This window comes from Sphingobacterium sp. UBA2610, assembly GCF_002339225.1.
Taxonomy (GTDB): Bacteria; Bacteroidota; Bacteroidia; order Sphingobacteriales; family Sphingobacteriaceae; genus Sphingobacterium; species Sphingobacterium multivorum.
Map to the genome: position 1 here is coordinate 1 of NZ_DDKA01000033.1, position 23,400 is coordinate 23,400.

General features: G+C 38.3%; 26 protein-coding genes. 7 read left to right on the forward strand and 19 right to left on the reverse strand.

All coding sequences use genetic code 11. The features are described from left to right. The first annotated feature begins 57 nt into the window (after positions 1-57). The 3 genes from B4Z47_RS21845 (at position 58) to B4Z47_RS21855 (ending at position 2,737) form a co-directional block, all read left to right on the forward strand. A complete protein-coding gene (locus B4Z47_RS21845; RefSeq protein WP_115047615.1) occupies positions 58-699 on the forward strand; it encodes an ABC transporter ATP-binding protein in 642 nt (213 codons plus the stop codon). 46 nt (positions 700-745) lie between these two features. Further along, the gene (locus B4Z47_RS21850) at positions 746-2,140 is read left to right on the forward strand and encodes an ABC transporter permease (RefSeq protein ID WP_115047613.1); all 1,395 of its coding nucleotides are present in this window, start codon (positions 746-748) and stop codon (positions 2,138-2,140) included. Between the two features lie 120 nt (positions 2,141-2,260). Beyond that, positions 2,261-2,737 carry a hypothetical protein gene (locus B4Z47_RS21855; RefSeq protein WP_115047611.1) on the forward strand — a complete coding sequence of 159 codons (477 nt, stop codon included), beginning with the start codon at positions 2,261-2,263 and terminating at the stop codon, positions 2,735-2,737. An 82-nt stretch (positions 2,738-2,819) separates the two neighbouring features. Here B4Z47_RS21855 and B4Z47_RS21860 read toward each other — a convergent pair whose 3' ends face one another. The 9 genes from B4Z47_RS21860 to B4Z47_RS21900 form a co-directional block, all read right to left on the reverse strand. Next, entirely contained in the window at positions 2,820-3,533 is a 714-nt protein-coding gene (locus tag B4Z47_RS21860) for a 16S rRNA (uracil(1498)-N(3))-methyltransferase (protein WP_115047609.1), read from the reverse strand. A 17-nt stretch (positions 3,534-3,550) separates the two neighbouring features. Further along, on the reverse strand, positions 3,551-4,864 hold the full coding sequence (locus B4Z47_RS21865; RefSeq protein WP_115047607.1) for a hemolysin family protein: 1,314 nt from the start codon (positions 4,862-4,864) through the stop codon (positions 3,551-3,553). An 8-nt stretch (positions 4,865-4,872) separates the two neighbouring features. Beyond that, positions 4,873-5,415, reverse strand: a complete 543-nt coding sequence (locus B4Z47_RS21870; protein ID WP_115047605.1) for an inorganic diphosphatase — start codon at positions 5,413-5,415, stop codon at positions 4,873-4,875. A gap of 8 nt (positions 5,416-5,423) precedes the next feature. Then, positions 5,424-6,074, reverse strand: a complete 651-nt coding sequence (locus B4Z47_RS21875; RefSeq protein WP_115047603.1) for a DedA family protein — start codon at positions 6,072-6,074, stop codon at positions 5,424-5,426. Positions 6,075-6,217: 143 nt separating this feature from the next. Next, a complete protein-coding gene (locus B4Z47_RS21880; RefSeq protein WP_046674212.1) occupies positions 6,218-6,634 on the reverse strand; it encodes an HIT family protein in 417 nt (138 codons plus the stop codon). A 238-nt stretch (positions 6,635-6,872) separates the two neighbouring features. Next, positions 6,873-7,346 carry a transcription elongation factor GreA gene (gene greA / locus B4Z47_RS21885; RefSeq protein ID WP_046674213.1) on the reverse strand — a complete coding sequence of 158 codons (474 nt, stop codon included), beginning with the start codon at positions 7,344-7,346 and terminating at the stop codon, positions 6,873-6,875. Positions 7,347-7,489: 143 nt separating this feature from the next. Next, entirely contained in the window at positions 7,490-8,188 is a 699-nt protein-coding gene (locus tag B4Z47_RS21890) for a response regulator transcription factor (protein ID WP_046674214.1), read from the reverse strand. A 15-nt stretch (positions 8,189-8,203) separates the two neighbouring features. Then, positions 8,204-9,862, reverse strand: coding sequence for a sensor histidine kinase (locus B4Z47_RS21895; RefSeq protein ID WP_088160664.1), 1,659 nt, complete (start codon positions 9,860-9,862; stop codon positions 8,204-8,206). A 12-nt stretch (positions 9,863-9,874) separates the two neighbouring features. Beyond that, on the reverse strand, positions 9,875-11,755 hold the full coding sequence (locus tag B4Z47_RS21900; protein ID WP_159332820.1) for an alpha/beta hydrolase family protein: 1,881 nt from the start codon (positions 11,753-11,755) through the stop codon (positions 9,875-9,877). A gap of 177 nt (positions 11,756-11,932) precedes the next feature. Here B4Z47_RS21900 and B4Z47_RS21905 point away from each other — a divergent pair, with 177 nt between their 5' ends. Then, positions 11,933-12,223, forward strand: coding sequence for a DUF4286 family protein (locus tag B4Z47_RS21905; RefSeq protein WP_070567317.1), 291 nt, complete (start codon positions 11,933-11,935; stop codon positions 12,221-12,223). A 20-nt stretch (positions 12,224-12,243) separates the two neighbouring features. On the opposite strand, the gene B4Z47_RS21910 is transcribed toward B4Z47_RS21905, so the two are convergent. From B4Z47_RS21910 to B4Z47_RS21935, 6 genes are all read right to left on the reverse strand, one after another. Beyond that, positions 12,244-12,594 (reverse strand): DUF983 domain-containing protein, encoded by a 351-nt coding sequence (locus B4Z47_RS21910; RefSeq protein ID WP_070567319.1) that lies wholly within the window; start codon positions 12,592-12,594, stop codon positions 12,244-12,246. A 109-nt stretch (positions 12,595-12,703) separates the two neighbouring features. Next, the gene (locus B4Z47_RS21915; RefSeq protein ID WP_070567322.1) at positions 12,704-12,967 is read right to left on the reverse strand and encodes a hypothetical protein; all 264 of its coding nucleotides are present in this window, start codon (positions 12,965-12,967) and stop codon (positions 12,704-12,706) included. 27 nt (positions 12,968-12,994) lie between these two features. Beyond that, entirely contained in the window at positions 12,995-13,696 is a 702-nt protein-coding gene (locus tag B4Z47_RS21920) for an RluA family pseudouridine synthase (protein WP_070567324.1), read from the reverse strand. A 141-nt stretch (positions 13,697-13,837) separates the two neighbouring features. Continuing rightward, complete coding sequence (locus B4Z47_RS21925) at positions 13,838-14,842, reverse strand: MlaD family protein (protein WP_070567326.1); 1,005 nt, start codon at positions 14,840-14,842, stop codon at positions 13,838-13,840. A 5-nt stretch (positions 14,843-14,847) separates the two neighbouring features. Then, positions 14,848-15,621: an ABC transporter ATP-binding protein gene (locus tag B4Z47_RS21930; protein ID WP_046674221.1), complete on the reverse strand. Its 774-nt coding sequence runs from the start codon at positions 15,619-15,621 to the stop codon at positions 14,848-14,850. Positions 15,622-15,627: 6 nt separating this feature from the next. After that, on the reverse strand, positions 15,628-16,386 hold the full coding sequence (locus B4Z47_RS21935; protein WP_075991659.1) for an MlaE family ABC transporter permease: 759 nt from the start codon (positions 16,384-16,386) through the stop codon (positions 15,628-15,630). Between the two features lie 256 nt (positions 16,387-16,642). On the opposite strand from B4Z47_RS21935, the gene B4Z47_RS21940 reads away from it, so the two are divergent. The 3 genes from B4Z47_RS21940 (at position 16,643) to B4Z47_RS21950 (ending at position 20,207) form a co-directional block, all read left to right on the forward strand. Beyond that, a complete protein-coding gene (locus tag B4Z47_RS21940; protein ID WP_115047598.1) occupies positions 16,643-18,172 on the forward strand; it encodes a DUF6600 domain-containing protein in 1,530 nt (509 codons plus the stop codon). Between the two features lie 159 nt (positions 18,173-18,331). Beyond that, entirely contained in the window at positions 18,332-19,513 is a 1,182-nt protein-coding gene (gene pncB / locus B4Z47_RS21945; RefSeq protein WP_070567330.1) for a nicotinate phosphoribosyltransferase, read from the forward strand. Beyond that, positions 19,506-20,207 carry a class I SAM-dependent methyltransferase gene (locus tag B4Z47_RS21950; RefSeq protein WP_046674368.1) on the forward strand — a complete coding sequence of 234 codons (702 nt, stop codon included), beginning with the start codon at positions 19,506-19,508 and terminating at the stop codon, positions 20,205-20,207. Before pncB ends, B4Z47_RS21950 begins: the two co-directional genes overlap by 8 nt. Positions 20,208-20,233: 26 nt before the next feature. Here B4Z47_RS21950 and B4Z47_RS21955 read toward each other — a convergent pair whose 3' ends face one another. The 4 genes from B4Z47_RS21955 to B4Z47_RS21970 form a co-directional block, all read right to left on the reverse strand. Further along, positions 20,234-21,166 (reverse strand): DUF4097 family beta strand repeat-containing protein, encoded by a 933-nt coding sequence (locus B4Z47_RS21955; RefSeq protein WP_070567332.1) that lies wholly within the window; start codon positions 21,164-21,166, stop codon positions 20,234-20,236. A gap of 97 nt (positions 21,167-21,263) precedes the next feature. Continuing rightward, complete coding sequence (locus B4Z47_RS21960) at positions 21,264-22,085, reverse strand: hypothetical protein (RefSeq protein WP_286727897.1); 822 nt, start codon at positions 22,083-22,085, stop codon at positions 21,264-21,266. Beyond that, positions 22,075-22,632 carry an RNA polymerase sigma factor gene (locus B4Z47_RS21965; protein WP_046674226.1) on the reverse strand — a complete coding sequence of 186 codons (558 nt, stop codon included), beginning with the start codon at positions 22,630-22,632 and terminating at the stop codon, positions 22,075-22,077. The genes B4Z47_RS21960 and B4Z47_RS21965 overlap by 11 nt, the downstream gene beginning before the upstream one ends. A gap of 228 nt (positions 22,633-22,860) precedes the next feature. After that, a complete protein-coding gene (locus tag B4Z47_RS21970) occupies positions 22,861-23,343 on the reverse strand; it encodes a hypothetical protein (protein ID WP_070567337.1) in 483 nt (160 codons plus the stop codon). Positions 23,344-23,400 lie beyond the last annotated feature (57 nt).

Genomic DNA, 23,400 nt, shown 5'->3' on the forward strand with positions numbered 1-23,400 from the left:
ATTGCATATAAAAAGCAATTTATCTAAGTTTGAATATATTTTCAATTTCTGATCCGCATGAGCACTCCAATCGTATCGACAACAAAGTTATCATTTCAGTATCCCAATTCAAGGCTAATTGAATTTCCAGATATCTATATCGAGAAAGGCCAGCATACGCTGTTATTGGGGGATTCAGGTTCTGGAAAAACAACACTGCTGAATATTTTGGGGGGCTTGGCTCGGCCAGAAACAGGTCAGGTCAAGATCAATAGCCAAGATCTAGCATTGTTATCAAACAGCAAATTGGATGAGTTTCGTGCCCAATATATCGGGTTTATATTCCAAGAGGCACACCTGCTGAGAAATCTAACACTTTTGGAAAACATCAAGTTGGCGCAGTCTTTAGCAGGGAAAAAAATAGACATCAGTGCAATTCATCTTATACTTAAACAACTACAATTAGATGAAAAAAGTGCTGCCTATCCGAACGAATTGAGTCGCGGCCAGTTACAACGCGCCGCTATTGCACGTAGCGTCATCAATAAACCAGCCTTATTAATTGCTGACGAACCTACTGCCGCTTTGGACGATAATAATACCTACAGGGTATTAGAACTTCTCCTATCGATAGCTGACACTGCAGGATCAACTTTACTGATAACAACACACGACAAGAGAATAAAAGATCAGTTCTCCAAAATGTACCTTTTAAAATAATTGTTTTACTTTATTTACGCGTCACCTTTAGTTTTTAAAATTTGTTATGAACACGATACAATTGGTTTGGAAAAATTTAAGTAGGCAGTTTGGCTCGGTCTTTCTCAGCATGCTGTTAACGGCGTTTGGAATTTCCATCCTTGCCGTGCTTTCAATTACCGGAGAAACTTTTGAAAAGCAGCTTGACAATAACAGTAAAAATATTGATTTGGTCGTCGGAGCCAAGGGAAGCCCACTTCAGTTAATCTTGTCCAGTGTTTATCATATCGACAATCCAACCGGTAATATCCTACTAGGCGAACTGGAGCCACTACGCCAAAATCCACTTGTTCGGCTTGCTGTCCCCTTATCTTTAGGCGACAATTTTAAAGGTCACCGCATTGTTGGAACTGATTCATCTTTCTTAGCTATTTATGAAACCGCTGTAGCCGAGGGGCGTATTTGGCAAAATAATTTTGAAATAGTCATTGGTGATCAAGTTGCCAAAAAACAACAGCTAAAAATTGGCGATAAGATCCATAGTTCACATGGCCTGAGCAAAGATGGGCACCATCATGATGATCATCCTTTTACCGTTGTCGGTATTTTAAAACACAATAATAACGTTACCGACAACTTAATACTGACAAACTTGGAAAGTGTTTGGGATGTACATGGCATTGCACATCAGCATGAGCATCATGAAACAGCAGCAGAGAAAGAGCAGCGCGAACGTCAGGAAGACCGGGAAGAAACCGTCAACGCGCACTTACACCACCACGGCGAAGATATAGCAGAAAATTCATCTTCTCCCGTCGAAATGAATGAAAAAGGACATCACGAACAGGAAGACCATCCTGAACACACAGAGGAAGGTATGTTTGTGAAGTCCATAGGGGCCGATATGGTCAAGCAAAATGGACTGGAAATAACCGCCATCCTACTCAAATATCAATCTCCTGCGGCGATCGGAATTTTACCAAAATTGATCGATCAACAAACCGATATGCAGGCCGCATCCCCTGCGATGGAAAGTACACGTCTATTCTCTTTATTAGGTGTAGGGATAGATTCTTTATCTATACTAGCTTATGTAATTATGTTTATTGCAGGTTTAAGTGTCTTTATTAACCTATATAATGCATTAAAGCAACGTAAATACGATCTTGCCATCATGCGTACGCTCGGAGCCTCCAAAGGAAAACTCTTTGCTATTGTGCTCCTTGAAGGACTTACAATTACTATTATTGGTGGATTAATTGGACTTATAATGGCACATTTGGCACTCTACTATATCAGTAATCAAGCGAGTCAAAGCGCTGATTTTATTGAGGCCTTTAAACTCCATCCCAAAGAATTGGTATTTTTGTTTGCTGCTTGTATAATCGGTATCTTCGCAGCAATCATTCCAGCAATCAAAGCTTACAGGACAAGTATTTCTGGAACGCTATCAAGTAAATAAGTTTAACTAAGATCAATACACTACAAAAAAGATCGCAATAAGAAGAGCAGTTTGACCTATAGGTAGGATAACGTAAAATATAGAAGAACAGCTTCTTGATACAAAACAATAGCATAACACATGAAAAAAACGCTGACAGTATTACTATTTATAATATTTTGTACAATACAATCACAGGCTCAAATAGGCAGTAATCCGGATGTTCCTGACCATACGCCTATGATGAACAAAACATGGGAAGCGATTGATAAGATGGCTTATAAAGTAACCTATAATGGGGCAAAGAAAGTATATACTCCATTCTATCCAAAAGAACTTAAAGCCCTAGAAAATAAAATAGTTGAATTACCGGGCTACATGGTTCCTCTTCATAGTGGTCGTAACCATAAAAACTTTATGATGTCTGTATTACCCGTGATGCAGTGCCAATTCTGTGGATCGAATGGAATTCCACCCATGGTTGAAGTAACGTTAAAAGGTAGCGCGATAAAATTTTCCGAAGATCCAATTAAATTAAAAGGGAAAATGATATTTACCAAAGATCCACTTAAGGGAAATGCTGAGATCCAGATTGTAGATGCGGAACCTATAAAATAAACTAGCGTCCATTTGAACGACCAAATTGGCTTTGCAAATTATTCTTCAGAGCCAATTTGCCAAACCAACGCAGCGGCTTATTTTATCTATTCAGCAGCGAAACTTCCATACATGCGGCTAAAGCGGCCGTTTCGGTCCTTAAGCGCGCTTCTCCCAAAGAAATTGGATGAAATCCCATTTGTAGTGCCAAATCAATTTCCTCCTCAGAGAAATCTCCTTCTGGACCAATGAGGATAATATAATGTTGCGAAGGCTCCAAAACCTGGTTTAAATACTTTTTTTCAGCATCAACACAGTGTGCAATTGCTTTTTGAACGCCTTCTGTTGGAATATCTCTCAAAAATTGTTTAAACGATACAGCTGGATTAAGTTTGGGAAGATAGGCTTTCAATGATTGTTTCATGGCTGCAACAACCACCTTGTTCAGACGATCTAATTTTACCTCTTTTCGCTCAGAATGCTCACAGATAACTGGAGTTATTTCCTGAATGCCAACCTCAGTTGCCTTCTCTAAAAACCATTCTATACGATCAATATTCTTCGTTGGAGCAACAGCGATATGTAGATGATACCTCGGCTGCTGAAAGTATTCCTTGACATTTAAAATAGTAAGAACGGTACGTTTGGGATGAGGGTCAATAATTTGAGCTTCGTATAAACCACCACGACCATCGATGAGATGTAAATGATCGCCGGTATTCATACGAAGCACGCGAATTGCATGTTTACTTTCTTCCTCACTAAGGATAAAATTTTCTAACGAAGGATTTAAATCCGGTGTAAAAAATAACTGCATTTATTAGCGTTATTAGGTTATTCTTCTGTATCATCATCGGCCGATTCGACCAATTCCAATTTGACAAACTCAATATTCTGTTGGGCTTTCCGGATAATAGTGAATACGTAGCCATATTCTTCTTTCCGCTCACCTACTTCGGGAATTTTATCAAAAATCTCACTCACCAAACCCGACATGGTATCGTAATCTTGACTCTCTGGCAATTCTATAGGGAGAAACTCATTCACATCATGAATACTAGCTCCAGCATCGACCATATATTCCGTTTCAGAAATTCGTTCAACAACTGGAGTTTCCTCATCATATTCGTCCTGAATCTCACCGACCAGCTCCTCAACAATATCCTCCAGGGTAACCATACCTGCTGTCCCACCAAATTCATCCAGTACAATCGCCAACTGTAGACGCTTTTGCTGAAATTCAGCCATGAGATCATTAATCTTCTTCGTTTCAGGAATGAAATAGGGCTTGCGCATGATATTTTTCATGACAACTTCCTTTCCTTTAGCTAAGAGGGGAAGAATATCCTTTGTATGTACAATACCAACGATTTGATCAATGTTATCTTCATAAATTGGGAGACGGGAATACCCCTCTTCAGTCATTGTTTCAATCAGCTCAGAGGCATCAGCGCTAACTTCAACAGCGACAATTTTGGTACGGGGTACCATAATATTCTTAACGATACGTTCGTTAAAATCAAATACATTTTTAATCAATTCGTGCTCGGAAATATCCAAAGCACCAGACTCTTTACCTTTATCCAACAGGTACTGTAACTCCTCAGAAGAGTGCGCAGATTCACCTTTAGTGACTTCAAATCCCAAAATTTTCAGTAGAAAATTAGCGAAACCATTTAAAATCCAAATAAATGGTCTAAAGATAAAGTAGAAAAATTGCAGTGGAACCGCAATTTTCATGGTTGTTGCAACAGGTTTTTGAATCGCAATTGATTTAGGAGCGAGCTCTCCAAATACAATGTGTAACACAGTAATAATTGTAAAAGCCAATATATGTCCTGCATTCGTCGCGATTGTACCTGTCAATTCAACACCGAAAAAACCAAGAAACCCCTGCACAATTTGGGTCATTACAGCCTCTCCTACCCAGCCTAAGGCGAGTGAAGAAAGTGTAATACCCAATTGTGTAGCGGCCAAATAACCATCCAAATGCTCCGTTATACTTTTGGCTATTGTAGCAACTTTGCTACCTGTTTTTGCCTGAACTTCAATTTGGGAGACTCGGACCTTGACAATAGCAAACTCTGCCGCGACAAAAAAGCCGTTAGCCAATACTAAAAACAATGTCCAAAATATATCGAGCGCCATGCTTGGGGTTATTTGTTAACAAATTCTTTTTTGTACAACTCGATAGCCTCGATCAAGATTCTTTGCGCTTCTTCACGTCCCTTTACACCCTCAACAATGACATGTTTCTTTTCGAGTGCTTTATAACTCTCAAAGAATTGTACAATCTCCTTCATCGTATGCGGAGGCAATTGATCAATATCTTTAATGTAATTAAAAACAGGATCATTTTTGGCGACCGCAATAATCTTATCATCTTGTTCTCCACCATCAACCATATTCATCACACCAATAACCTGTGCTTCAACCAATGTCAAAGGTAAAATATCCACTGAGCAAATAACCAAAATATCCAAAGGATCTTTGTCATCGCAATAAGTTTGTGGTATAAAACCATAATTAGCAGGATAAACGACAGATGAACTCATTACTCTGTCCAAAAGCAACAAACCAGTTTCTTTGTCTAATTCATACTTTCCTTTGGATCCGTTTGTAATCTCAATGATAGCATTTACGGCATTTGGAACATTCTCACCTGGAGAAACCATGTGCCAAGGGTTTTGTTTACTCATTTTTTAATTTACTGTATATTTTGTTTGTTTCTTTTATCTTTTATACGCTTTTTTAGTAACGTTATTGCAATTGGCAAAAATGCGATCACAATCATACCAACGACAACATATTCTACATAATGTAAAATCCAAGGGAACTCTATACCGAGGAAATATCCAGACAGGGTCAACACAAGTACCCAAATAGCAGCCCCGGCAACATTGTACAGAACGAATTTCTTAAAATCTAATTTTACAACACCGGCAAAGATAGGTGCAAAAGTACGAACTATTGGAACAAATCTTCCTATAATTAAAGCTGTTCCACCATATTTATGGTAAAACTCTTCCGCCATGACCACATATTTTCGCTTAAAGATGAAGCTATCTTTTCGCTTAAATAACATTGGTCCGGCTCGATAACCAAACCAATACCCTGTAAAATTCCCTAATACTCCCGCGACAAATAAGCCTAGACAAAGCGTGTATATATTAACGTCAATTTTATTTAGTGCACAAAATAATCCTGCAAGAAATAATAAATAATCACCAGGTAGAAAAAATCCAAAAAATAGACCTGTCTCAGCAAATACAATTAAGATAACCAGATAAAATCCACCAGAGCTCAATAACTCTTCCGGATTTAATAATTGTTGAAATGACAACAAAAGTTCATGCATAATCTTTAGTAAAAATCAATATTGCGTTTCTTTTTTAGAACAAATCCTACGCTTATTCTTGTACAAATTTTAAACAGCAAAGTACAAATATAGCATTCTTCTAAAAAACGAACGTAAATCAAGTGTAATATAATCTTTTCTAGTTATTGATTTTGAGCAGTTATACCGACAATAGACTCGCGAATAGTAGTCGCAATTTCATGAAGTTCATCATTAGACAAGCTCAATTTAGGTCCAGCAAAATTTAAATCACTAATTTTATTAATAGGTACCAGATGTATATGTGCATGAGCTACCTCCAAGCCAACTACTGCTACTCCGACTTTTACACAAGGAATCACTTTTTTAATACCTTGAGCAACAATTTTAGCAAATACCCAAAGTGCCATATATTCATCATCCGCTATATCAAAAATATAATCTGTTTCTTTCTTAGGGATCACCAGAACGTGTCCCTTAGCCAATGGGCTGATATCCAAAAAAGCCAGAAAATCATTACTTTCTGCAACTTTGTAAGCTGGAATCTCCCCAGCAACGATTTTTGAAAAAATTGTCGACATATTATTCTAATCTTGGAATAAATCTTTTAAACAGTGATTAGCAAACAACAGACTTTAAAATGCAAAGCCTTCGGTATGTTAACAATTAAAAATTTAACTGTAGATTTTATCACACCCTGTTTTTCTACTGTCAACAAATATAAACAAAAAAGGTCGCGATTACTATATCACGACCTTCTTAATATAAAGTTAATTTGTGGATGCGCGGTTATGGCATACCGCACATAACCGACATATATTATCTTGAAATCTCTACGATTTCGAATTCAATTTTACCGGCAGGCACTTCAATAACAGCTGTATCACCTTTCGATTTTCCCAACAAACCCTGGGCAATAGGAGATTTAACTGAAATCTTGCCCGACTTCAAATCTGCTTCTGACTCCGCCACCAATTGATAAGTCATTTCAGCACCATTCTTTTTGTTCTTGATCTTAACAATCGATAAGGCCAAAACTTTAGATGTATCCAATTTGGACTCATCAATTAAACGTGCAGTCGCCAATGTATTCTCCAAATTGGCAATTTTAGCTTCGTGAAGCCCCTGAGCTTCTTTAGCTGCATCATACTCTGCATTTTCTGACAAATCTCCTTTGTCTCTAGCCTCTGCAATAGCATTGGCAATTTTAGACCTTCCTTCCGTCTTCAGATAAGCCAATTCTTCTTTAAGCTTACGCAATCCTTCTTCCGTAAAATAAGTTACTTCTGCCATAATTTTATCTTTTTTCTTATTTTCTACTTTTTAAAAAAGAAACAAGACCATATTTCCCTCGTCAGGAAACATGGTCTTGCTTTGAATCTATACGAAGATAATAATTGTTTTCAACAAAACAAATTCTTACCCGTTAAATAAAATTAAATCTCTTCCTCATCAACAAATTTATACCCCAGCCCCCGAACTGTTTGTAGATAATGTGGCTTATCTGGATTTGTTTCGATCTTTTTCCTTAAACGAACCACATGCATATCCAAAGTACGTGTGTTGACATTGGAGCTATAACCCCAGACAACCTCCATTAACTCCTCGCGTGTAATCTCCCGGCCTAAGTTTTGTAAAAAATGAAGCAAAATTCGGTTTTCCAAAATGGTCAACTCAACTTTCCTTCCGTCACGTATTAAGGAATGAATATTCGGATGATGTTCCGTTTGCCCAAATTTATATACTTCGGGACTGTTCTTAGGTAAGAAAAATTTCACCTTATTATCGATCATAGCAATAAGCACATCCATATTGAATGGCTTACTAATGTAATCAGTCACACCAAAGCTATAGGCTTCAATTTTGTCCACATCTTGAGACTTCGCTGTCATCATGATAATGATATTCTCAAACCCGGCTTTACGGACATCTTCACAGATTTCGTTGCCTTCTTTTCCTGGAAGCATCCAATCCAACAAAACCACATCGGGTCTCTTTTCCAAGATCAAACTTTCCGCTTCATTCCCATTTCCACTCTGAATGACCTGATAGCCTTCGGATTCCAATCGATGTTTTACCAAGAACCGTAAGTTCTCATCATCTTCAATAACAGCAACAGTGATGTCTTTATTCATATTTAAATTTATTTTTTAAACCGGAAATACCAAGGTAAAGGTGGTCCCCTGTCCCAATTGACTTTTTACTGTAATATCACCGCCTATAAATTCGGTAATCTCTTTACAGAAAGCCAAGCCCAAACCGATACTTCCTTGCTGATTATATTGACTTTTTATTCTATAAAACTTTTTGAAGATGTTGTTAAACTCTGCCTTCTCAATACCTATTCCTTCATCCTTAAAAGTGATAACAAAATTCTTCTTGTTTTGTTGTATCGCAATATCTAAGATTTTATGCCCCGCTTTCGAATATTTATAGGCATTATCGATCATATTTTGAAACACACTACTTAACAGTACCGGATCTGCAAGCATTGATGTCCTTACATCAATTTTTGTGCTAATCTTGAAATCCGCATATTTTATTCTTGACGAAGCTACTAGATTTTCGGTAAATTCCTCCAAATCAACTTCTTCTTTATTTAATTTTATGGTTTTATTTTCGATCTGACTAAAAGACAACAGCTTATTCATCAAGTTATTTAATCGGTCTGCCTCCTGATCTAATATATTTCCATACATTTTCCGCTCTTCATCAGAGAGTACCTGCGCACTCTTAATATTATTTCCAGCAATTTTAATAACACTCACAGGCGTCTTAAACTCGTGGGTAAGATTATTGATGAAATCGTACTGCAATTTAAAAAGTCTTCCGTTAATTTCTAAATTTCTATAAATTAAATATAATATTGCAATCAAAATAATATAAATCAGGGATACCCCTCCCAATACCGGCCAAAAACTGCGATTTATCTCTTTTGACAGAAAACTTTTACTCGACCTAAAAAGAAGTTTGTAGTCTGCTAAGGCTCCAGGTAACGGCATCTCCGTTGAAATCTCGTCATTTTCCGGCGTGATCGGAGCACCAACCAGTGGCACTATTTCTACTTTCTCATAAAGATTTGAATAACTATTTTTTACTTCCAGATACATTGGATCAATCTGAAAATTGAACATATCCTGTTCATATCCGACAGTATGATCCAAATTACCTTCCATAATAGACTTATAGACTATTAAGTCGTTGACCCTTGGAATATTCAGATAGGTAATCTGTCCAGGTCTTATGGTATAAAAAACCTTCAGAATATCCTTATCAGAAAGCTTGGCATTCGGTTGCAATTTATCGATATAAGTTGCCAGCTTCACACCAATATTATTAATCTCTTCGGAATGCAAGCCCATCTGCCCACGATCCCGAATCGTATTTTTATTCAGGCCAGACCTGGAAACGGTAAAAAAAGTAATGGTTTTCGGTTGAATTCTAAGGTTATTAACAATAAAACCATAGTTCAAGTTATGATCATTATTAAATTGTAAATCAAAAAAACCAATTTCTCTAACGAATGGGTAGGAACTTAATATACTATATGCATATTTTCCCGCCTGGACTGAATCCAAAAAACCTTGATAAAAAGATACTTCAGGAATTCTATTCTGAAAAAAATCATTGAAAGGGACTAAGGTTTGATCAAATATCTCCGATTTCCGATTGGTAAATTCGTTCTTAATATGCGATTCTGTATAATTACGCGAAAGAAAAAGGGCAAATATATAAAGACCACTAATCACGATGAAAAACATCAACAATAATCCGTAATTTTTTCGATAGCTATATTTCTCTGCTTTCATAATCTCCCGCCCTTAGTCTACAAGATATTTCGCCAAAAATCGCTCCAACTCATTATAGTAACCAAAGACATTCTCGTCCCGTTTAAAAGTTCTATCCTCGTCCTCTTTTAGGATGTATTGTACGGGAATATTATTATTCTTTAATTTCTGTACAAATTGATTTGCATCTGTTACCGAACTAAACCGATCCTTTCCTCCCTGTACCAATAGCACCGGTATCTTTACTTTATCCGAATGAAATACAGGTGAAATATTTTTAAATAGCTCAGCCTCCCGAATCGGATTCCCAACTACTTGATACATTTTCTGCACATACGATTTAAAATATGGCGGTATATCTCTAAAGTAAGTGAACAGATTGGTATAGCCGGAATAAGACACGGCACATTTATAAAGATCAGAATTAAAACAAGCAGCGTGTAGCGCCGAATAGCCTCCGAAACCTTTCCCTACAATAGCGACACGTTCCCGATCAGCAATTCCTTCTTTAATCAACCATTTTACTCCATCAGTAATATCATCCTGAATCTTCCCGCCCCATTCCTTAAATCCCGCAGTCCAAAACTTCTTACCGAAACCGGTCGATCCCCTATAGTTCATCTGAAAAACCAAATAACCCCTGTTCGCCAAAAACTGCGCTTCGTTATCGAATCCCCAAACCTCCCGTCCGTTAGGTCCATCATGGGGCAATACAACCATAGGCAGATTTTTGCGATTGGAATGAATGGGATAAGTTAAATAACCCGAAATCTGAATGCCATCTCTCGCCGTATAAGTGATATACTCATTTGGAGAAAGTTCTTTGTCTTTTAGATCGGAATTATTATCTGTTAGCTTCGTTAATTTTTGAGTCGAAAAATCATAGAAATAAATCCCGCCCGGGTTTACGTCCGTATAGGTTTTGATAATGACCTTGTTCCCCGAAATATCAGTATTCAATACCTGAAACTCAAAGCCATCAATCTGCTTCGACAATTGATTATATTTCTTTTTGGTAGCCTCATCAAAAAAATGTCTGTTCTGTCTTGATGTGCTATAATTGACAAATAACAGCTTATTCTGTTCAGTGAAATACCCCCCAGGGCTCACGTCAACATCTTTATGACTATATAGCTCGCCCAGCTCTTTTTGGTTTACTAAATCATAACTTACCAAGGCCAGTTTATCCCGGTCTATATTGGATAAAGCATAAATGATGGCATTTGAACTATCCTTATAACCCAGTGGAGTAAAACTACTTTCAACATCACATCGTATAATCTCTTTAAATGGTTCTTTTTCTGAACTTCTATAGAGCACAGATTGCTGTACAGAATCGTTGGCCACTGCCAATCGTACCTGCCCATCATTAGATACAACCCAGGAGCTCATATTTCCCGGATTCTGTAAAACCAATTCCCGAGGCCTCCCGTCTAAATAGATACGATAAAGGTCAAAAAAAGAAGAGTCTCTATCGTTGATTCCCGCTATAAAACTATCACCTCCGGTCGCCATAGCATGAATCCATCGAAACCGACCTCGTACCGGTTTAATCAATGGCCAAATCTTTTCTGTGTTGATGTCCACAGCATATAAACGTAAACTGTCCTGCGAAGATTGTTCCGTCAAAAAGGAAATTTTTGAATCATTGTTCCAAGCGAAGGATTTTACATTAATATCATTTTGATAAGTAAGCTGTTTGGAACTATCCTTATTGATCAAATCTATTAAATAGATATTTTTGCAATGATTATCTAAGCCAATGTAAGCGATAAATCGACCATTTGGAGAAATCTTAAAATTTGATTTTTCAGGTGTAGAAAAAAATTGATTTATTGGAATAAGATCAACACTATATCGTTGACACCCCAACATGATCATGGCAGAAAAAAACAAACCTATCCAAAATTTCATCCTCATAATCCCAAATACATCCTTATCATTTATTCCAAATATTGCAATTAAATACGGAATTGCATGAAATGCAACCTTATTTTTACAAGATATAGTAATTAAATGTAATATTCAAACTTATCTCGGTTCTGTCCTTTAGAATCTTTTTTATCGCAGAAAAATAGCGTATTTTTGCATATGTTTTTATACAATGTCTCCGTTATAGCAGAAGAAACAATCCATCAAGAGGTCGTTTCATGGATTCAGGATAATATCGTGCAATCCCAAAAATTTCAAGTGCATTTTCTGGAAATGCTCCAGTCGCCGCATGAAGGTATGACCTACTGCATTCAAGTTATACTCCCTACAGAAGACCATATAGCAGATTTTCAGCAAGTGCATCTAATTCCATTACAACAACTCATTTCGGAAGTATATAAAGACAAGGTGTTCCTTTTCGACAGTACCATGAAGTATCTAAAAAAATAAAAGAGCTCTGTGGAGCTCTTTTATTTTTTTATTTCATTAATATCGTTACCATCTTCTTCAAGGTTCTTATTATTCTTTTCACCTATCTCTGCCGCCAATTGATAGCGCGGATCATAACTGATTTTTGGCGTTAAAAAATGAAGTAAAATCAAACGGGCATATCTAAAATTAAAAGGTGCGAAGACCAAAATGGTTACAGCTAGACCAATCAGATAAGACCAAGGAGACTCGCTTCCTGTCAAAATTGCGATAGCAACAGATACAGTAACAATCTCAGCGACAGACAAAGCATAACTCACATACATGGCAGCATAGAAATACCCCGGCTCAACCTCGTACTTGACACCACAATAAGGGCAAGTATCATTCATATGCTGCTTATGTAAACTGTATACCTTTCCTACAAATACATTACCAATATGACACTTCGGACATTTGGAATGTATCATTGCATGGAATTTGGATGTGGGCATTAAGAATCTATTTTATTTCGTTTAAAAATTTCTTTGTTACGGGGTTCTTCTTGCGGTATTTTTTATACCATAAATAACCAAGGCCCGCCGCGGCTAGATAAGGTATTACCAATAGAAACAAAATACCGTCATTCAGACCTCTTCCTTGCATATTTCCTTCCTTCGTAGAATTCTCAGCGTTCAATGTACACATCGCACACTGTCCGTACGAAACAGACACAGCCGAGCAGCTTAAGGTAAATATTAGGAGTAAATATTTAAACCATTTCATAGCACAAAGGTACTGAAATTTTAACGATTAGCGTGCCAAAGATTCAAATTTATCCCAAAAGCCATCTTTCGGCAAAGAAGCGATCAATTCCATCTTATCCTTTTTTATTGGATGCGTAAAGGTCAATGAACGAGAATGTAAACAAATACTGCCCAAAGAACTGCCTCTTGGATATCCATACTTATTATCACCAACAATAGGACATCCCATCGCTGCAAGTTGCGCACGAATCTGATGTGTACGACCTGTTAAAGGCTCTACGCGCAGCAAATAGAATCCATTCAACTCACCCACCAATGTATAATCCAGCTCGGCATAACTTCCGCCTTTCACCTCGCGTGGAAAGGCCTTTGTTACCCTTGTTTGTCTATTCCGAACCAACCAATTGATAAGTTTCCCCTCAGTTTTTCGCGGACGCTGTCTAACGATTGCCAAATAGGTCTTTTTCACATGTCTATCCTGAAAAAATTTATTCATTCGCTCTAGCGCCTTGCTTGTTTTGGCGAACAAAATCATACCACTAACAGGTCTATCTAATCGATGAATAACACCAACAAATGCTTCATTTGGCTTATCATATTTCTTTTTCAAATATACTTTCACCATATCTTCTAAAGATAGGTCTCCTGTTTCATCCACCTGCACAATATCCCCGGCTTTCTTATTTATAGCGATGAGATGATTGTCTTCGTAAATGACGTCTTTATCGGTTATTTCGCTGTGATTCATTTCTTTCAAATATAAAAGGGTTATCCAAATACTACACAGTGCTAAGACCTGTTGAGTTGGATCCCATAATGACGCTATTATTTATTAAAAAAGGCCCTACGCAAGCGTACAGCCTTTCCTTATGTTCTTTTTTAACACAACTTACTTTGCAGTGTCCGCTTTAAGCAACTCAGCTTTTTTCGCATCCTCCTTCATCTTCTTTTTAAAGAAACCACGCAACAAGAAATTATGCTGCAATGCCTCCATATTCTCGTCCAGTTTGGATGTGCTCGAATTTAAATTATTGATTGCCGATTTAATTTGATTTGCCGATGCCGGGTCATTCAATAACACACCCACCGCATTATCTTTATCATTCAATCGACTTGAAGCATTATTCAAATTGTTTATCAATGCATTTGCTGTCTGAGAAACTCCTTGCAACTGCGCTGCAGACTGACGCAGGTTAGAGAATATAGCGGTATCAGTCGTTAAATCATGAATCAAGCCCTTATTGCTATTTAAAGAGTTTGTCAAGGTAACCAAATTAGCAGATGCTTTATTCGCATTATTCATTGCAGCACTGATTGACAATAATGTAGCACGCAATGTATTAACCATAGAAGTATCGGTCAACATCGCTCCAACCATTCCTTTTCCGTCCGCCAATCCACGTGATATTTCTACAAAGTCAGTCGTAATCTTTGCTAAGTTTTCATTATTTACCTGCAATGTTTCCATCATTGCTTCCATGTCCGCAGTCTTCGCCGAACGCAAGAAATCACCTGTCTCCACTGTTGGCGCATTTTGCGACCCTCCAGAAATCACTACGATCTTGTTACCAATCAAACCGTCCGAGCCCAATTTTGTTACAGCATCTTTACGAATATATTCAGCAGATTTCTCCTCGATTGTCAATACCACCTCAACATCCTGCACGCTTTTAAAATGTATATTCTTAATGATCCCTACCTTAACCCCAGAAAACCACACATTACTCCCCACTTTCAATCCAGCGACATCGGGAAATGAAGTCGTAATTTCGATATTTCTAGTAAATTTCTTTTGCTGGCTACCCAAAATAAAAATACCCGCTAAAAGAATCAATACGCCTAAAAAAACAAAAATACCGACAATGATTGCTCTTTTATTTTCTGCCTTACTCATGTATATTATAGAATAAAATTATAATTATAAAACGCTCTTACACGTGCGTCATCTGTATCAAAAATCTCTTCAAAAGACCCCTGTCTTTCAAACTTACCATCCAACAACATCACAATCCGGTCTCCCACTTCTTTCGCACAAGCCAAATCGTGCGTGATAATAATTGATGCTGTTTTATACCTCTCCTGAACCTCGTTAATCAATCCATTAATCTCCAAACAAGTAATCGGATCGAGCCCTGCTGTTGGCTCATCGTACATCATGATTTCAGGTCTAAGAATCAGGGTACGCGCAATACCAATTCGCTTCCGCTGTCCACCAGACAACTCTGAAGGCATCTGATTGATCGCTTGCGAAAGCCCTACTCCATCCAACACCTCTTCTACAGCTTGATTGATCTCCGAACGAGTTAAGTTGCGTTTATTTCGAACCAATGGAAATTCCAAATTTTCGCGCACAGTCATACTGTCATAAAGTGCGCTATTCTGAAAAGAAAACCCTATTTTCAAACGTAATTCACGCAATTCACGATCATTTAATTCAAGAACTGACTCTCCCAAAACATTGATCGTCCCCTCATCCGGTCTTAATAAGCCCGAAATCAATTTGATCAACACGGATTTCCCTGTTCCAGAACGCCCAAGCACAACGAGATTTTCTTCTTTATATAAATCCAGATTGACACCACGTAGGACGTGATTATCACCGAAAGATTTACTAACATCCCTAATTTCAATGACCGGCTTCGAATGGTCGATGGTTGATTTAATCTTTTCCATAGCTCGCTATCCAAAGAACGATAAAACTTGAACAATAATTATTTCCTCAATAAATACAAGGAACATCGAAGCTACAACGGCAGCATTGGCTGCCTTACCCACACCTTCAGTCCCCTTTGAAGAAAAATAACCGCAATAACAACTTACAGCTCCAATAGTAAAACCAAATATAACCGCACGCAAAACCATAGCACCTAAATCCTTAAATGCTATCGTCTCAAATACTTGCGTAAAAAAACTCAAAAAGCTTAAGTCGTCTTTACTCATCATACTTAGGTAACCGCCTAAAAGACCTATACCCGCTACATAAAAACATAGTACAGGAATCCCAATAGTTGTAGCTAATATTCTACTTACAATAAGATACTTATATGGATTAGTTCCCGAAACTTCCATGGCATCGATTTGCTCCGTGACATTCATCGAACTTAGTTCCGCACCGATTTGCGAGCCCACTTTACCCGAAGCTATTAAAGCTGTCACCAGCGGTGCAAGAGCACGAACAATAGCAATCGAAATAAGCGAAGGCAACATCGAAGTCGCCCCGAATTCTTCCAAAGAAGGACGCGATTGTTTTGTAAAGACAAATCCAACAATAAACCCCGTTAAACTGATCAAAGGCAACGATTTGTAGCCTATTTCATAGCACTGGCGGACAATTTCTTTAAATTCATAGGGTGGAGTTACCAATTCACGCCAAAACCGTAGCAAAAAACGGTGAATGTTTGCAAATTCTAGAAAAAAAGTCTGAAGTTTTTTAGCCATTTAAATGATGTCTATTTCAAATTAATGTGTCATAAAACACGTCTTATGCTGAACAAACACGTAGCAATTCGAGCGGTAAAGGTAAATAAAAAATATGTATCTAAAATTGTCGTTTATGTAAAAAGATCATCAATTTGACTTTTATATAAAAAAAATCAGATTTCCAGTGTACCGATTAAACCATTTTATACGTTATGCTGTCATAATAACAAAGACAATACAATAGAGTTTTGTCACACTTTTAAATATTACAGTCATGAAAAATTTAGGCAACATAAAATATTGGGTACTTGGTTTTATAGGTATCGCTTCTTTTTCAAGTTGCGCGACTTCGATGGCCCAACGGGGTGGATATAATAATGGTTATAACAATAATGGTTATAACAATTATAACAATGATGGAGTTTCGTTCCAGCTATTCTATGATCAGCTTTCACCTTATGGACAATGGGTTAATGATCCCAATTATGGTTATGTTTGGATCCCGGACGTTGGTCCGAACTTCCAGCCTTATGCAACCAATGGTTATTGGACAATGACTGACTATGGAAATACCTGGGTATCCAATTATGACTGGGGTTGGGCCCCTTTCCACTATGGTCGCTGGAACTACAATGACCGTTATGGCTGGGGATGGGTTCCTGACTATGAATGGGGACCAGCATGGGTAAATTGGCGTCAAAGTAATGACTACTACGGTTGGGCTCCTCTGGGCCCAGGCATGAATATTAATGTATCCGTTAATATCCCAATGAATTTTTGGACATTTGTAGGCGTCAATCACTTTATGCGGCGAGACATGGATAGATATTATGTTAATAGAAGAAATTACAATAATATCTACAACAGAACCACCATTATCAATAATACCACGATAATTAACAACAACTATTATGTTGGCGGTCCGCGAAGATCCGATATTGAACGTTCGACAGGAAGAAGCGTAACAGTGAATAGAATCGCAAGTGTCGATAGACCTGGGTCTGTACGCAGTAGCAGCAACCGCAGTAATGAAATCAGTATGTACCGTCCGAATGTAGACCGTAATACAAGATCCTCTGCACGCCCCACGAATGTCGTAGATGCTTCTACCCGAACACGAAATAACAATAGTGAGATTTCAGATCGAACCAATCGTGTCATAACCAACAGAGATAACATCGACTCGAGATCAGGAAATCGTGAGTTATATATTGACAACAGTGGAAATGCTTCTGTAAGGTCTCGTAATGATGCCAACAGCGGTGGTTCAAGCCGTAGTTCAATTAATAATACTCGAACCGGAGACAATGGTACTATAAATAGAAATACGAATGGTACACAACCTAATTCGAATAACTATGATTTTAGAACGCGATCAAGTCGCCAGTCGGATGCTTCAAACAATAACAACCCTACATCTACCACTAGGGACAGGCAAAATCGCTCCGTTGACAATAATGGTGTAGCCAACGGCAGAAGTACAGACTACAATAGAAACACAGATTATAATTCACGCTCGCGGTCTAGTGCGAACGGTTCCGATCAGGCTGTGCCGCCAAGAGTTGCGCAACCTACGACAACGCCGCAACGAAATGGAAATTATGATGGCAGCAGAACACGTTCGAGCCAACCTGTGTCGCAACCTGTAGCACAACCAACTCAAAATCGGAGCTACGAAAACACAAGAAGTAGATCAAATACAGACAATTCATCCTCAGTATCTCGATCAAGGTCTTCAGAAAGCTCAGGCGAACGTAACTCTGGACGTTCTTCGCAAGGATCAGAAAGATCTAGAACAAGATAATGACAGCCGAATAAAATAATAATTCACATTTGGCGGGTAAAATGAAAAATTTTACCCGCCTTTTATATGCATGTCTTTTTATATTTATCATGAACAATCCATACATTTTCACGTTAATTAGTAAATTTACCGCTTCAAACAAAAAACAGATCGATAAAGATGGCTTCATTTACCTCTATATTAGATAATGACTTTTACAAATTCACCATGCAGCATGCCGTGGTCAAGTTGTTTCCAAAGGCCAAGGCACGTTATCATTTTATTAATCGGGGACATCATAAATTTCCCGATGGTTTTGATGTACTCCTGAGGGAGGCCGTCCATGAGATGGCTAATTTGAAGTTAACAAAAGCAGAAAAGGCTTTCTTTGCCAAGACATGTCCTTATATAGACCCAACCTATTTCGATTTTCTTCAAGGTTATCGCTACGATCCCGAGGAAATCAAAATATTTCAGGATGGCCCCGACCTTGAAGTCATTATCGAAGGGTATTGGTACCGTACTATTCTTTGGGAAGTCCCATTAATGTCGCTTATCTGTGAACTTTTTTATGAATCCCAAGGTCTACAACGTGCCTCGGATGCAGCTGTGATCGCCACCGCCAAAGATAAAATCGAAAAATATAAAAAACTCAATATCACAATTGCTGATTTTGGCACGCGCAGACGTCATTCTTATGAAGTCCACGATTTGGTCGTTCGCACACTGAAGCAATACGGCGAAAAAACATTTATAGGCACCAGCAATGTACATTTAGCAATGAAATATGAGACGAAACCAATCGGCACACATGCCCATGAATGGTTTATGTTCCACGCTGCCAAATACGGATATAAAATGGCGAATCTCCTTGGCCTTGAACATTGGTCTGATGTCTACCGGGGTGACCTCGGAATAGCACTATCGGACACCTATACGACGGAAGTCTTCTTTCAGCAGTTTGACAAAAAATTAACCAAATTATTTGATGGAGTCCGACACGACAGTGGAGATCCACTTGAATTTACAGATAAGGTCATCGCACATTATAAGAAGAATGGAATCGATCCCCTCTCCAAAACAATTATATTCTCGGATGGACTGGACTATGAGAAAGTCGAAAGAATCGCGAGCTACTGTGAGGGAAAAATCTTGCATTCCTTTGGCGTTGGCACCAATTTCACCAATGATGTCGGTCTTAAACCCATGAATATCGTCATTAAGATGACCGACGCTTTGCCAGAAGATGATCAATGGACCCCGGTCATCAAACTATCTGACGAACCCATGAAACATACGGGAGATGAAGACTCCATATATATAGCAAAAAAAGTACTAATGATTGATGATGACAATGCATAGAGACGTATACGGTGAAGCTTTAGATGATTATTTCGTACATCAAGAAGAAAAATTTCCTTTAGTACTCCACACGAGTTATGGCGACCGAGACGAAATGCCGGTCGAGATTTTCTTTCGTGAACCTGATGATTTCCCTGAACTGGAATTTATTGGTCTATCCTTATGTGATGGACGTGTACTGGATGTTGGAGCTGGAGTTGGCAGCCATAGCCTTTATCTACAAGAAAAAGGTTTTGAAGTAGATGCACTGGAACTCTCGCAGACCGCCTGCCATATTATGCAACAACGCGGGGTACAACATATTATCTGCGAAGATTTCTATAAATTCGAAGGCCAAAAATACGATACACTTTTGCTTTTGATGAACGGAATAGGCCTTGCTGGCGACGTAGATGGCTTTCGAAAACTATTACAGCATAGCAAAGAATTATTGACTGAAAATGGCCAACTGATTTTTGACTCTTCAGATATCAGTTATCTGTACAAAGATTATAACATCAAAAAACCAGCGCATTATTTTGGGGAAATTCAATATCAATACGAATACAAAGGCAAAAAAGGAAACCTGTTCAAATGGCTCTACTTAGATCAGGATTTGTTGATTAAAATTTCGCACGAAATGGGCTGGGTTGTCCAAATTTTGTATGAAGATGAGAATGATCAATACCTCGTCCGCATGGAACTAAAAAAATAGCCTGTTATTCTAACAGGCTATTTTTTTTATTTCTGTGTTCTTATGTAAATATCTCCCATGGATGTTTTTAAGATAACATCCTGTCCACCACCATTCATTTTGCCTTTCACCGCATTTCCCATTGGCGTTGACTTCGGCTCTTCAGACTGTTTCTCAAACTGAAACTCGTCTGCTGCATAGATGTTCCCCATGGCTGATTTCACATCCACATTAGCACCAAAATTCTTTGGAAAGGCCACATCTACGGCCCCCATTGCTGCGACCAAAGAAATCGGTCCTTTAACAGGTTGAACAAATTTGGCCGTTACATCTCCCTGTGCAACCTTGACATTGATCGGCCCCGTCACGTTCAATAAATTCACATTCCCCATTGTACTAGCAACTTCGACCTCAGCCCGGATATCTTTTAATTCGATTTCCCCAGCATTAAACATCGCTCCACGACCGCCTTTGATCGTCACAGGCAGATCCATCGGTATCCTGATACGAATAGAATCTTCTAAGGGCATCCCTACCATACTTATTTCAGTCACCCCACCTTCTGTTTTGATATTCATACCAAGCCCTGAATTATCCGATAAGCCCGAGCCATTGATCACACGTAGGCCTTTGGCGCGGTCATTTTCTTCACTTTCCTCCACTTTGGCCGTAATCAGCACGTCTTTTCCCTTATACCCTTCGATATAAACATTATCCAATTTTAATAGGAGCTTATTCCCCAAGTTGGGCACTTTAATTTCTTTCCAGCTTTTCGGCCCATTGGAACGGCCGAATCCAGCAGAACTGTAGGTAAAATTATGATTATTACTGACAACAACTCCTGACACCGCTCTAGCCTTTTTAGGAGGATTAGGAGGTTTTGGCGCAGCAACTCCTTCAACATTTTCATTTACCTGGGCCTGCAATGCGCTTGCAAAGATCAGTGCGACCCCAATCATCATTATCCTTATCTTTTTCATTTCGTTTTAGTTTTACTTTATTATGTGTCAAATAATGCATTTTAAGCTTTTTCATTGATTAACATACACAATCCGACTTCCAACTTAATATATTCCGTTATTGATTTAATAATACTGCATAGGCCTGCTCCTTCACAAATTTCAGGGTAAAGGGATCTTCGACAATTTCATTTAACTTTTCCTTTGTCGTCGCCTTCATCGTCGGATCCGCCTGTTGGGCCATCATTTGCATCAGTTCCATTTGTAAAGTGGGATCATTTTGCTCCACAAAAAAGTCCTGAACCTTTTGTTGACGTTCTTCCGGACTAAGTCCATTTAATATCGTTTCAATTGCAGCCATGCGTACATTACTGCTTTGATCTGATACAGCAGTCTTTTCTAAAGCTCCCCTACTATTCCCATCTAAGCTTCCCCCATCTTTCATCGCCAAGACAGCACTTAACCGTGTACTCGCAGAACTGGAATCTTGAAGCATCTGAACATAATCCATCTTCTCTTCCTTTTCGCGATGAGCAGCTTCGGATACGCTTACTTTTGCCAATTGTTTTCTTTTGCTTTCGATACCCGCTATTGCCTTAACGGGAGCTGAAGCCTCTTGGCTACCAGTATGAATTCCCATCACCTCAGCATCAACTGCTTTTGCATTGTCTTCTTTTTCCGGAACAGTAATAGGATGTACCGCAGCCACAGGTTTTTCTACCGCTAATTCATGATGTTGGTCAAAAGCAATAAAGGTTGCTGTCCCAACTAACAATGCTGCTGCCGCAATACTTGCCCATTTCCATAAAGGCTTAATCTTTCTTTCCTGAACAGTGGGGACTACTTGTGGCCTAATTTTATTCCATAAGTCAGCCGAAGGTTCTCTCTGATCAAATGCCTCCCGATTAGCGTTCACAAAATCTTTTAAATTATCCCGCATAATTATACCTTTCCTTCAATTGTTCGTAAATTTTCTTTTTAGCACGGTGGTATTGGCTACGTACAGCAACTGCTGTCATCCCCAATGTTTCCGCAACTTCATCATGGCTCATATTTTCAAACAGATAAAGATTGACCACCATCTTAGGTACACCGGTCAGTTGATCGATCACATTTTCCAAATCTGTCAAACGACATTCACGCCACTCTTTTTCCAGCAATTCGTCTTCGCCATCATCCTGAATTTCCAGATCATCCACCGGCGTAAAATATTGCTTATTCTTCCGTAATAATGAGATTGCCTTATTCACCCCCATTCTTCTCAACCAGGCCTCCACACTAAGCACTAAATGCCATTTATCTGATCTTGCAAAAAAATCAACAAAGGTTTCCTGTAAAATATCTTCACTTTCTTCCTGATTCGACAAAACCCGATAAATAGAATTAAAAATCTTTTTTGCATACCGATGATAGAGCTGCGCAAAGCCAGACTCGTTGCCCGTTTGGCACATCGCTAATAATTCCTTATCGCTAAGCTGATTTTGCACGTTCTAAAATTAATACTGTTAATTCTTATGTTTCTACTATGTAGTCGGGCCCCTGTTGAAAATGTTGCAATATAATTTTATTTTTTTTCTAAAATAATGCTATTATCGCATAAAAGCCTTTTAAAGGGCCTCCCAGCAAACAAAAAAAACACTCAAGAAATCTTGAGTGCCTGCATTAATAAAATAAACTTAAGAGGGATGTTAAAATTCCAGGTATAAGAATATTGATTATTTGACTTTTAAATAGGTTTCCACAATGGTATGTTTAACCCCCAATTCAGGTAAATTTTCCTCACCGGTTTGAATCAAGGTATCTCCTTTTAAAGTAAGTTTAAAATCAAACTTATTGCTTTCCCAATCCCGCATTGAACAATATTGTAGTCTTTCTTGATAGTTGACACCATCAAAAGAATAGGTACCGCCACCGGCTACAAATAGCGGTTCTTTCCCTTTACCTTTTTCCTTATCGTGGTTAAAGAAAGAAAAATGGTCATCATTGAACATTTTAAACATCTCTGTTTTACTGGTATCCGTAAAAACGGTCACCGTATCCTTCCCTTTAATTGTCTTGCTTTCAATAAGCTTATAGGTACCGGACAAAGAAGTTGATTTTACCGCATCAACTTCTTTTTTTTCAGTATTATTTTTACATGAAAAAACAAGACAGGAAGTCGCGATCGCAAACAGCAATTGATTTTTTAGGTTTATCATATTTTATAAAAGGTTTAAAGAGGCCAAACTACGAAAGTTCAGCCTCAATCAAAAACA